The organism is Geobacter sp. PheSNFMC (assembly GCF_059620965.1).
In genome coordinates, this window is the sequence record NZ_JCAMRN010000013.1 from 19,734 (window position 1) to 31,440 (window position 11,707).

Consider the following 11,707-nt stretch of genomic DNA (forward strand, 5'->3'; position numbering starts at 1 on the left):
GCTATCTCAGCTTCAGCGTCGAAATGGCGACCAGTGCCAGAATGATGGTGATGATCCAGAACCTGACGATGATCTTCGGCTCCGCCACCCCTTTCAGTTCGAAGTGGTGGTGAATGGGGGCCATCCTGAATATCCGCTTGCCCCGATACTTGTACGATCCGACCTGAAAGATGACCGACAGGGCCTCCACCACGAAAATGCCGCCCACGATCACCAGCAGCATCTCCTGCTTGGTGATGACCGCCAGGATGCCGAGCCCGCCCCCCAGGGAAAGGGAGCCCACGTCGCCCATGAAGACCTCTGCGGGATAGGCGTTGTACCAGAGAAACCCGATACCGGCGCCCACCATGGCGCCGCAGAGGACCGCCAGCTCACCGGCTCCCGGCACGTAGGGAGTCTGGAGATAGCTGGAAAGTTTGGCATTGCCCGCGATGTAGGCAAAGAGCAGAAACGTGGCCGCATTGATGGCAACCGGCCCTATGGCGAGGCCGTCGAGACCGTCGGTCAGGTTCACGGCATTGCTCGCCCCCACGACAACCAGCATGCCGAAGGGGATGTAGAGGTACGACAGATCCGGATGCAGCCGCTTGAAGAAGGGCACCGAGAGATCCGTTGACATGCCGGCGACGAGGACGAGGAAGCAGACGGCGCCGCCCGCGATGAGCATCTGCCAGAACATCTTCTGCCGGGGCGAGAGCCCCTTGGTATCCTTTTCCACCACCTTTTTGTAATCGTCGGTGAAGCCGATAAGGCCGTAGCCGAGGATCACGAAAAGCGTTGTCCAGACGTACCGGTTCGTCAGGTCGGCCCAGAGAAGGGTCGGGATGGCTATGGATGAGAGGATGAGGATCCCCCCCATGGTGGGGGTGCCCGATTTTTTCAGGTGCGACTCGGGGCCGTCGGTGCGGATCACCTGACGGGCCTGGAGCGCCTCCAGCTTCCGGATGACCCACGGCCCCAGGATGAACGACACCACCAGGGCGGTGATGACGGCATAGATGGTCCGGAACGTCAGATATTTGAAGACGTTGAAGATCCGGAAATCGGCGGCCAGCGGATAGAGCAGATGGTAGAGCATTAGACGTGGCCCCCTTTGCCGCCGGAGGCGGCGAACGCATCCCTGATTCCCTCGGCTACCCGATCCATGGCCATGCCGCGGGAGCCCTTCACCAGAATCATCTCGCCCGTCGCAGCCGTCCGCCTCAGATCGGCAACGATCTCGCCATGGTCGGCCGCGATGGTCACGGTGCGCTCTTCAAGCCCCCCTTCGAGGGCACCGGCGGCAACGGTCCCCGCCATGGCACCCAGCACGTAGAGCCGGTCCACGCACGTGGCAGCCAGCCGTCCCAATTGCCGATGGGCTTCTTCGGCCCCGGCGCCCAGTTCGAGCATGTCGCCCAGCACTGCCACGGCCCGGCCGCTCCCCTTGATCTCCCGCAAGGTGGTAAGGGCGGCGGCCATGGAGGCGGGGTTCGCGTTGTAGCTGTCGTCGATCAGCACCACATCCCCCACTTCCTCCAGGTTGAAGCGACGGGCATAGGGCATGAATTCGCCGAGTCCCCGGGCGATCTCGTCGGGCGCAACGCCGAGCACGCGGGCCGCTGCGGCAGCGGCCAGGGCATTGGCCACATTGTGACTGCCAAAGGCGTGCAGGGTAACGGTGACGCGGCCGCCGGGGAGCCGCAGCGTGAACCGCTGCCCTTTTTTCCCCATGTTCTCCACGTCTTCCGCGGTCACGTCGCCGCCCCTGAGCCCGAAAGAGACACGCTTCACCCCATCGGGGCTGGGGCAGCGGGCAATGAGCGGGTCATCGGCGTTATAAACGGCACAGGAGCCCGGCTCAAGCCTCAAAAAGAGCTCTCCCTTGGCCCGGGCAACCCCTTCCACGCTGCCAAGGGTTTCCAGGTGGGCCGGATAGGCATTGGTGATGACACCCACGGCAGGCCGGACGATCTCCGCAAGCCGGTCGATCTCCCCGAACTCGCTCATGCCTATCTCCAGCACCGCCCACCGGTGTGCCTCCGAGAGCCGGAACAGCATGCGGGGCACACCGATCAGGTTATTGAGGTTCCCCTCCGTCTTCAGCCCCTCGCCGGTCCGGGCCAGAATCGCGGCCAGCATTTCCTTGGTGGTGGTCTTGCCGTTGCTCCCGGTCACCGCCACCACGGGGATGTCAAACCGCCGGCGGTGGCATGCCGCCAGATCGCCCAGCGCCCGCAGCGTGTCGTCCACGGCAATGCAGGTCACATCGACCGGAAGCTGGCGCCCCGCCAGCCACTGCCGCTCAACCAGGGCCAGCCGCACTCCCCGGGCGCTTGCCGCGTCCAGGTAGTCGTGCCCGTCAAACCGCTCACCCCGCAGCGGGATGAAGAGATCACCGGGCTCCACGGTCCGCGAATCGGTGGAGACGCCAAAGGCTCCGGCTGTCTCGCCTCCCGCCACGATCTCCCCGCCCGTGGCCCCCAGTATGTCATCGAGCGTAAACAGCACGTCCCTGTCCAACCCTATTCTCCGCTGTCCGATGAACGGAATGCGGCGGCCGCCTCTTCGCGATCGTCAAAGTGGAACTTTTCCGTTCCGATGATCTGATAGTCCTCATGCCCTTTGCCCGCCAGGAGCACGATGTCGCCCGCCGCGGCAACCGTTGCGGCAAGCCGGATGGCGTCGCGCCGGGACACCAGCGAGGTGAACCCCTTGTCCACAAAGCCCCGGCCCAGTTCACGGGCATCGTATTCCCGCAGTCCCATGGGTCTGACGCCGGTCAGAACCTCCTCGATGATCGCCCTGGGCTCCTCGGTCCTTGGGTTGTCGGAAGTAACGATGGTCAGATGACTGTAGCGCCCGCTGATTTCCGCCATCACGGGCCGTTTGCCCCGGTCGCGGTCGCCGCCGCAGCCGAAGACGGTAATGATCCGCCCCGTGGCCAGCTCCGACACGGTCTTCAGGACATTTTCCAGGGCATCGCCCGTGTGGGCGTAGTCCACCAGCACCGTTAGGCCCCGTTCGTTGGGCACCCGCTCCAACCGCCCCGGAACCCGGACATCATCCTCGATCCCCCCCAGAATGGCGTCAAGAGGGAGTCCGAGGCCGACGCCCGCGGCAACGGCGGCGAGGATGTTGTACAGGTTGAACCGCCCCAGCAGGTGCGAGTGAAACGGGGCCGTCCCGAGCGGAGTGACAAGGGTCCCTGCAATGCCGTCCACGGAGAAGACGACGTTTTCGGCACGCACGGCCGCATCGGCGGCAAGCCCGTAGGAAACCACGGGCGCGGCGGAGGACTCGATCAGCCGGGCGCCGTAGGAGTCATCCCCGTTGATGGCGGCCGTGCGCCGCGGCTTGATCCCGTCGGGCGCCACAAGCTCCGTAAACAGCCGGGCCTTGCTGCCGAAATAGGACTCCATGTCCCGGTGATAGTCCAGATGGTCGCGGGTCAAATTCGTGAAGACCGCCACGTCGAAGCGGCAGCCGTCTACCCGCCGCTGCTCCAGGGCATGGGACGAGACCTCCATCACCACCGCCTTCGCCCCCTCGTCCACCAGATCGCGGATTGTTGCCTGCAGTTCAACGGATTCCGGCGTGGTGTGGGGCGCGGGAACGAGCTTCGAGCCGAAGCGGTAGCTGATGGTTCCGAGCACTGCTGCCGGAATGCCTGCCCGGGCCATGATCGCCTCGACCAGATAGGTGGTGGTGGTCTTGCCGTTGGTGCCGGTGATGCCCACCACCGGCACGCCGTCAGTGGGCTGTCCGTAAAAGAGCGCCGCCATTCGCGACATGGCAAGGCGGGCATCCCTGACCCGGATCCATTCCATCTCGCCCGGCGCCCGCGCTTCGTCCTCCAGCACAACGGCGACCGCGCCCCGTTCGCGGGCAGCCGCAATGAAGTCATGCCCGTCGGACGCGACCCCTTTTAACGCGAAAAAGAGACCACCGGACCTCACCTGCCGTGAATCGCAGTAAAGTCCGTTGATCTCCCGCGTCAGATCGCCCCGTACCGCGATGGGATCAACAACCCGTGCCAGATCTTCTAGTCGCATGGTTCCTCGCCATTGAAGCGTAATTGCTGGCGTCATGCCGATGGTACGAACTTCACCCACACCTGATCCGACGGCCCAATCCGGTGTCCGGGACGCGGGCTTTGCTCGACGGCCCGACCGCTTCCCATGAGCCTCACGTTGAGCCCCCGCTCTTCCATGGCCTTGAGGGCCTGCCGCATGCTCATGCCTCGAAAGTTGGGCATCACTGCCCCTTCTCCTGCGTCGACGATCTCTCCTTCCGCGGCGGGAAGTTCGTCTTCCGCGTGCTGGCCTGCCTTTGCCTCGACCACCTTCGGCTTGCTCCTGACAATGCCGTCGGGCGGCACCTTCAGGTAGCAGAGGGACTGCAGTGCAATGGAACTGAAGGCGGGCGCCGCCACGACTCCGCCATAGGGGCTTGTCTTGGGCTCATCGATCATGACGAGGATGGTAAGCCGGGGCCGATCGGCCGGGACAAAACCGATGAATGAGGCTGTACGCTTGGTGAGCGAGTAGCCCCGCGTCACCGGGTCGACCTTCTGGGCCGTACCCGTCTTGCCCGCCACCCGAAATCCTTCCACTGCCGCGTTGGTGCCGGTCCCGCCCTCCACTGCCACCCCTTCCATCATGCGGGCCACGGACGTGGCTGTTGCCTCGGAGACCACCCGTCGCACCGGTTGCGGAGATGAACTCTTGATGACGTTGCCCTCGCTGTCGACGACCCGCTCAACCAGGTACGGCTTCATGAGGGTCCCGCCATTGGCGATGGCGGAAACGGCTGCCGCAAGCTGGATGGAACTGGCGGTCACCCCCTGGCCGAAGGAGACGGTGGCCAGATCGATGCCGTACCACTGGTTCCAGTCCCTGAGGGTTCCCCCTGTCTCTCCGGGGAGATCAATGCCGGTCCGCGCACCGAAGCCGAAATTCCGCAGGTATGAATAGAGCCTTGATGCACCGAGGCGGCTGCCAATCTTTGCGGACCCGATGTTGCTCGAATACTTCAGAATCTCCGGGATGCTCAGGCTCCCATACTTGTGGGTGTCGTGAATGGTCCGCCCGCCGATGGAGAAGCTGCCACCCTCGCAGTTGATCCAGTCGCCCGGCCTGATCACCTTTTCCTCAAGGGCCGAGGCGATGAGAAACACCTTGAAGGTGGATCCCGGCTCATAGCTGTCGGCCACAGCCCTGTTGCGCCACAGGGATGGATGATAGGCGCCGTGGGCGTTCAGATTGAACGTCGGGTAATTGGCCATGGCCAGGACCCGTCCGGTATGGGGGTCCATGACGACGGCGGTGCCGGCCCGGGCGCCGCTGCCGTCAACGGCCCGGGCAAGCTCCTTTTCGGCGATGTACTGGATGTTCTTGTCAAGGGTCAGAACGACATTGTGCCCCATGGCCCCGTTCTGGACCACAGTCCCCTTCAGCGCCACATCCCGGCCAAGGGCGTCCCGCTCGGTCACCAGATAACCGGTGCCGCCAAGGATGGTTGTGTCGTAGCGCCGTTCGATCCCCTCAAGCCCCTCAGGGTCCAGGCCGGTAAAACCGATGACATGGGCCGCCACTTCCGAGTTGGGGTAAAACCGTTTGGTTTCCTTGACGAAACCGATCCCGTCAATATCCAGTGACCGGATTCTTTTCACCACATCGGGAGTCAACCGGCGCTGGAGCCAGACAAAGTTCCTGTTCCCCTGCAGCTTGCGGAGCAGGGTTTCTTTCGGAATGCCCAGAACCGGGGAGAGCCGCACCGCCGTCTCGTCCAGGTCAGCGATCGACTTGGGCTCGGCAAAGCAGGAATCCATCTCCACCGACACGGCAAGGGCCGAGCCGTTCGCGTCGTATATGGCCCCCCGGGCAGGCGTCAGGGGAACAATCTTCTGGTGCTGGCGGTCGGCAAGCTTGAGCAGGTGGTCGCGCTTGACCACCTGGAGATAGAAGGCGCGACAAACAACGAGAGAAAAAAAGAAAACGAAGAAACCGCCAATAAAGCGGATGCGCAGAGTTATCCATTTCTCCGCGTCATATCTCATTTCACAACAACCACCTGCTGATCCGTGGGAAGCGCCATGCCCAGCTCCCCCTTGGCCACGGCCTCGATCCGGGCCGGGGTCTTGAGGGAAGCCACTTCGAGCTTGAGGCGATTCTGCTCCTCCTGAGCCGTCTTGAGCTGACGAGCCACCTCGGCGACCTCCAGGTTCAGGTCAACGACGCGCACGCGGGACCAGACGTGAAAGACGGAGACAAGGGTCAACAGAACCAGCACCGCAAGAAGGTACGGGAACAGGTCGCCCCGCTGGGCGTACATCTCCTCCAGCTTCCTGGGAGCCGCAACCTTGCTGAATTCCGTCCGTGCCTGCGCCATCTCCGCCTCCTTCTGCATCCGCAAATACTACAGTTTTTCTGCCGCCCGCAGCTTGGCACTGCGCGCTCTCGGATTCTTTGCCACCTCTGCTTCACCCGCCATGACCGGCCGCCCCGTCAGGATGCGGAGTCGGGGAGCGCCGCCGCACACGCAGCGGGGAAGCTCCTTGGGGCAGGTGCACCCCTGGGCGTAACGGCGGAACATGGTTTTGACGATTCGATCCTCCAGCGAGTGAAAGGAGATCACCACCCCCCGCCCGCCGGGTCTCAGCAGTCCAAGGGCAGCCTCAAGCCCCCGCTCCAGGCTGCCGAGTTCGTCGTTCACCGCTATCCGAAGGGCCTGGAAGGTCCGGGTGGCCGGGTGAAGCCGCTCTTCCCAGGCTCCCCGCGGGATTGCCCCCTTGATGATGTCGACCAACTGGAGCGTTCGCTCGATTGGTCCGCCGGCCCGGGCCTTGACGATGAACGAGGCGATCCGCCGCGCCCATCGCTCTTCGCCATATTCTTTTATGATCCGGGCCAGCTCGTGTTCGCCCAGTCCGTTGACCAGGTCCGCGGCGGTGCCGGGTACCGAGGTATTCATCCGCATGTCGAGAGGCGCATCGGCCAGGAAACTGAACCCCCGCTCCGCCGTGTCCAGTTGGTGAGAGGAGACCCCCACATCAAGGAGAAATCCGTCGACACCGTCGACCTCCAACTCGGCAAGAATCCGACCCATCTCCGAGAAGTTGGCGGGGACCGGCCTGAATCGCTCGCCAAATGAAGCGAGTCGTTCACGGGCGGCCGCCAGAGCCGCAGGGTCCCGGTCAAACCCGATCAACATCCCGTCCGGGGCCGTTGCCTCGAGGATCAGCCGGGCATGCCCAGCCCCCCCCAGAGTCCCGTCCACATACACCCCGCCGGGGCGGGGGGATAAGTACTCCAGCACCTCGGCCGGCATGACCGGACGGTGCGAAAATGTCGCCACCTAGAGCCCCAACTCTGCCACCGTCTCGGAATCGGACGGGAAATTCTTCAGATCCTGAATCCGAACCTTCTCGCGCTCGGCCTGGCTCCAGACCTCAATCTTGTCCATCACGCCGATAAAAAGGATGTCCCGCTCAAGGGCGGCCCCTTTTCTCAGGTGGGGAGGGATCAGCAGGCGCCCCAGCTTGTCGGCGCAGCACTCAACCGCGGGGGAAATGATCGTCCGCATGATACTGTTGCGCTGGGCAGAGCTCAGTCCCCTGCTGGAACGGAAATGTTCCTCGAACTCCACCCACTTGGCATAGGGAAAAATCAGGAGACCGCTACTGAAGGCGCCTCCCCCCAGATCAACGGGCGCAGAGTTGGTTATCACGAAACGATCGTCACCATGAACGTCAACGAGAATCTCCCGGAATTTGGCCGGAAGACTCGTTCGTCCCTTGGCGTCAATGGTTGTCTCGTAGATTCCTCTGAACATATTCCCCGGCACACCTTGCCACGATTTACCACAATTTACCACTTAGTGCCAAAAACTATACCCGCCACCCCAAGGGTTGTCAAGGCAAATCTGGCCATTGCACAGGGGATTGTTTTAGTTCTATTTCAACCAGTTATCGCGTTCCCAGAACCGCCGGAAAGCTGAATTGCCCTCTCGGACGGCCGCGGATAAACAAGAGCCTCAGCGAACACCCCGGCCGATCATGCGGGTATGTCCCTATCCCCAAAAACCAATGGAATTCACGAACAGAATGTACCGTCTTTCGCCATCCCACCGGCATGCTGCAAACCTGCCGGCAGAGTGTCAAAGCGAGTTCAACGGACATGGGAACAGGACTTAGAAACAGGAGGGATGAATCCGATTCACCACAACGGAGGGAGAAGAAAAAAAGGGGCGCAGCGCCCCTTGAGTTACTTATCCTTTTTCCGATCCAGCAGGGAGACGATTTTCGCCCCCTTCCCCTTGTCCGGCGGGTCGCCGGGAGGAGGCTCCGGCGACTGAGACGGGGTAACGGACTCCCGCGCCAGGGGCGACACGATTTTTTCCATCCGGATCGGTGTCCCGCCCATGGTGAAGGGAGTCCCGTTGATCTGGGCCTCCTCAAGTATCCAGGTATAGATTTCCAGGGGCACCGTGAGCACCAGGAGCTTGACCCGCCACCAACCGGGCTTCACATCGGGCGAAACATCTTCGATACGGGCGTAGAATCCCGGCTTGTTGTCTATGTGGACCAGAACGAGATCATTGATGGCGGTTGACATTGCCCCCCCTTGCTCCGTTTCGAGAATGAAACCCTACAGAGGCCGCAGGCGATCGGCCTGCACCATGAGAAGCCCCTGCCTGGCGCGGGAACCGAGAAGCGCCTCAAACTCACCATAGAGGCGGCAAAGCTCCCGTTCGCGGCGATAGAACTCGTCAATCCGCTCCGGCTCCCACAGCCCTTCAACCCGCTCGCAGTTAAACGTTATGCAATTGAACGGTCGCAGGGCCGGCTGCATGAGGCAGCCTGCGTCACCGAGATAGGGGCAGAAGTCGCGGCCGAAGCGGGGCTCGAAAAGCTCGGCATTCGTTGATCGATAAATCAGCAGGTCCGCCACCGTAAAATGGTACTTTCCCCGCAGGCAGCACTCGCCGCCGCAGGAGGCACAGATCACCGAACTGCCCATTTCGTGGGCCAGGCGGTGCAACTCCTCCTTGGCCGCGCGAATGGCGCTCCCCTTCTCCCGGAGCATCGCCCTGACCGGCTGCGGGAGCCGGAGGTATTCGCCGGTGACCGCCGCCACCGCGGCATGCCAGACGTCCTGATCATTCATGAAGAGAGCCGGATTCTTCGAGTTTGTTGCGGCGAAGCCCGCATGGTCTGTAAAAAAACTGGCCGAAGCAGCCCATAAGCCGGGTTCTGTTCCCACCGCGGGTTACCCCTTGGCGGGCGATGACCATTCCTCTGGGACCGCCGTTACCGACGGCCTCAAGCAGCCAACCCGGAAGCACGGACGGGCCGTCCTTGACGCTTCCCTATTCGGCCTTGCTCCTGGTGGGGTTTACCTGGCATCCGGCGTCACCGCCGAACCCGGTGAGCTCTTACCTCACCCTTTCACCCTTACCCGCCTGAGCGGGCGGACTTCTCTCTGTGGCACTATCCCTGGGGTCGCCCCCGCTGGACGTTATCCAGCACCATGCCCTGTGGAGCCCGGACTTTCCTCCCCCCGCACGCGGAGAGCGGCCATCTGTTCTGCTTCGACCAAGCCGTTATTCGACAACCCTGCGTCAGGCGTCCTGACGCAACACCAGCATCCGCTGGCAATGGGGGCAGAGGACCAGGTCGTCCCCCCTGTAGAGCGAATTGTAAAGCTGGGGCGGCAGGTTCATGTTGCAGCCCGAGCAGTTACCGTTCCGGGCGACCACGAGAGCCACGCCCTGGCGACGGAGGCGCAGGGCTTCGTACCGCTTGAGCAGCGATGCCGGGATTCCCTTGGCCGTCTCGGCCTTGGCGGAGGCATCCGATGCTATTTCCTGATCGAGACGCTCCAGGGCAGACGCAAGCTCTGCCTTGCGGTCTCCCAGGTTCTCCTCCAGGCTGTCAAGATCTCCCTCCCGGGCAGCGATATCGGCAGCCAATTGCTCGACCTGTCCCGTTTTCTGGATGAGTTGCTCCTCAAGCTCGCCCTTCTGCTTCTTGGCCGCCGTGATCTCTTTCAGGATCGCCTGGTACTCTTTCTGGGTCTTGATTTCCTTCTGCCGCGCCTCTGAGCGGACGATATTCTCATCCTCCGCGGCCAGATTCGCTTCAAGACCCCGCTTTTCCTCTTCGGCGACCGTCAGTTCGGACTTGACGCCGTCCACGGCGAGCCGCGCCTCTTCCACCTGCCGGTCCAACTCGGCGAGCTGATCGAGAAGCGCCTGCCGTTCTCCCTGGCGGCCGTCGATCTTCAGGTCAAGCTCCTGCAGTTCCTCAAGCAGCATCAGATTTTTGCGCAACACCAACCTCCCTCTGTTCTCCGTTAGTCAGTCTCCCGGAAGAAACCGTTTATCGCCAGACAAATGGGTCCCGCTCGCCATTGAACGCAACCACGTCAGCCTCGAACCCCTTCGGGACCAGATCAGCCGTCAGCCGTTCCGCAACGCCGGACACCATGATGGCCTCCGTGCCGAAATGTCCGGCATCCAGCAGTGCGATACCGAGAGCCTCCGCATCCCGTGCTTCATGATACTTCACATCCCCGGTCACGAATACGTCCGCACCCTGACGGTGGGCATCTCGCAACAGCGACATGCCGCTGCCGCCGCAGAGGGCAACCTTCTTCACCCGCCTCCCCGCGTCACCCACGAGCCGGACGCCGACAAGGTCCAGCTTTGCCTTCACGGCATCGGCAAAGGAAGCCAGCGTCGTCTCCTCCGCCAGATACCCGATCCTGCCGAGCCCCTGCGCAGCCCCGCGATTGAGTAGCGGGTAGAGATCAAAAGCGGGCTCCTCGTAGGGATGAGCCTTCAGGAGAGCCGTAAGCGCGGACGAAACCATCTCCTTGCGCACCAGAACCTCGATACGGGTCTCTGCCACCTGCTCCCTGACCCCGACTGCCCCCAGGAAGGGACGTGCCCCCTCAAGGGGACGAAATGTGCCGATACCACCGCTTCTGAACGAGCAGTCCCGGTAGTTGCCGACCGTGCCACTGAAGCGGAACAGGGCTTCGGACACCTGCTCTTCATGGCCCTGGGGCACAAAGACCGCAAGCTTGACCAGTTCTTCGGTCGCCGTCACCGACAGGGGCTGAGCAGAGCACATGCCGAGCCGCTGCGCCAGGAGGTCATTCATGCCGCCATCGGCGATATCGTAATTGGTATGGAGAGAGATGACGGCCAAGCCGCCTGAAATGGCCCGCAGCACGGTTGCCCCGGTCGGATCGTTGGCGGATATTCGCTTGAGGGGACGAAAGAGGAACGGATGGTGGGTGAGCAGGAGCTGACACCCGGCGGCAATGGCGGCATCCACGGCCTCCCGGGAGCCGTCCAGGGCGACCATGATCCGTGAAACGGCACAGGTCGGGTCCCCCACCATCAACCCCACGTTATCCCACTCTTCGGCAAGGACTGGTGGAGCAAATTTATTAATGATTCCGAGTATGTCAGAGACTTTTGGCGTCATCATCGAAGGCAAAAGAAAAAGAGTGCCACCGTTCGGCGTGCACTCTTTTTCGTCTGATCAGTTCCTGCGATCGTAATCGGAGCTCTCGGGGCATCCCCGCATCTTCCTACCTGGGTTGTCGGGTGGTGGGCCCACCAGGACTCGAACCTGGGACCGACCGGTTATGAGCCGGTTGCTCTAGCCAACTGAGCTATAGGCCCGAAAAGCGAACTTTAACTTTACGGCAAA

At 62.5% G+C, this 11,707-nt stretch carries 11 protein-coding genes, 1 tRNA gene and 1 other RNA gene; all 13 read right to left on the reverse strand.

Features of this window, described 5'->3' with window-relative positions:
• Position 1: 1 nt before the first annotated feature.
• The 13 genes from mraY to AC6CDK_RS04500 all read right to left on the reverse strand — a co-directional run bounded on the left by mraY (position 2) and on the right by AC6CDK_RS04500 (position 11,679).
• Positions 2-1,078, reverse strand: a complete 1,077-nt coding sequence (mraY, locus tag AC6CDK_RS04440) for a phospho-N-acetylmuramoyl-pentapeptide-transferase (protein WP_039646839.1) — start codon at positions 1,076-1,078, stop codon at positions 2-4.
• Positions 1,078-2,490: a UDP-N-acetylmuramoyl-tripeptide--D-alanyl-D-alanine ligase gene (locus AC6CDK_RS04445; protein ID WP_192905385.1), complete on the reverse strand. Its 1,413-nt coding sequence runs from the start codon at positions 2,488-2,490 to the stop codon at positions 1,078-1,080. The genes mraY and AC6CDK_RS04445 overlap by 1 nt, the downstream gene beginning before the upstream one ends.
• 14 nt (positions 2,491-2,504) lie before the next feature.
• Positions 2,505-4,034 (reverse strand): UDP-N-acetylmuramoyl-L-alanyl-D-glutamate--2,6-diaminopimelate ligase, encoded by a 1,530-nt coding sequence (locus AC6CDK_RS04450; RefSeq protein WP_192905375.1) that lies wholly within the window; start codon positions 4,032-4,034, stop codon positions 2,505-2,507.
• Between the two features lie 32 nt (positions 4,035-4,066).
• The gene (locus AC6CDK_RS04455; RefSeq protein ID WP_066358040.1) at positions 4,067-6,040 is read right to left on the reverse strand and encodes a penicillin-binding protein; all 1,974 of its coding nucleotides are present in this window, start codon (positions 6,038-6,040) and stop codon (positions 4,067-4,069) included.
• Positions 6,037-6,372, reverse strand: coding sequence for a cell division protein FtsL (gene ftsL, locus AC6CDK_RS04460; RefSeq protein WP_039646845.1), 336 nt, complete (start codon positions 6,370-6,372; stop codon positions 6,037-6,039). Before ftsL ends, AC6CDK_RS04455 begins: the two co-directional genes overlap by 4 nt.
• Positions 6,373-6,399: 27 nt before the next feature.
• Positions 6,400-7,338, reverse strand: coding sequence for a 16S rRNA (cytosine(1402)-N(4))-methyltransferase RsmH (gene rsmH / locus AC6CDK_RS04465; protein WP_082833156.1), 939 nt, complete (start codon positions 7,336-7,338; stop codon positions 6,400-6,402).
• Positions 7,339-7,815, reverse strand: coding sequence for a division/cell wall cluster transcriptional repressor MraZ (mraZ, locus tag AC6CDK_RS04470; RefSeq protein WP_039646847.1), 477 nt, complete (start codon positions 7,813-7,815; stop codon positions 7,339-7,341).
• 431 nt (positions 7,816-8,246) lie between these two features.
• Entirely contained in the window at positions 8,247-8,597 is a 351-nt protein-coding gene (locus AC6CDK_RS04475) for a hypothetical protein (RefSeq protein WP_039646849.1), read from the reverse strand.
• A gap of 33 nt (positions 8,598-8,630) precedes the next feature.
• Positions 8,631-9,149 carry a hypothetical protein gene (locus AC6CDK_RS04480; RefSeq protein WP_039646851.1) on the reverse strand — a complete coding sequence of 173 codons (519 nt, stop codon included), beginning with the start codon at positions 9,147-9,149 and terminating at the stop codon, positions 8,631-8,633.
• A 59-nt stretch (positions 9,150-9,208) separates the two neighbouring features.
• An RNA gene (gene rnpB, locus AC6CDK_RS04485) (RNase P RNA component class A) lies at positions 9,209-9,576 on the reverse strand.
• 27 nt (positions 9,577-9,603) lie between these two features.
• Positions 9,604-10,317 carry a zinc ribbon domain-containing protein gene (locus AC6CDK_RS04490; protein WP_318258353.1) on the reverse strand — a complete coding sequence of 238 codons (714 nt, stop codon included), beginning with the start codon at positions 10,315-10,317 and terminating at the stop codon, positions 9,604-9,606.
• A gap of 46 nt (positions 10,318-10,363) precedes the next feature.
• Entirely contained in the window at positions 10,364-11,482 is a 1,119-nt protein-coding gene (locus AC6CDK_RS04495; protein ID WP_039646856.1) for a Nif3-like dinuclear metal center hexameric protein, read from the reverse strand.
• 120 nt (positions 11,483-11,602) lie between these two features.
• Positions 11,603-11,679: transfer RNA gene (locus AC6CDK_RS04500), tRNA-Ile, on the reverse strand.
• Between the last annotated feature and the right edge of the window lie 28 nt (positions 11,680-11,707).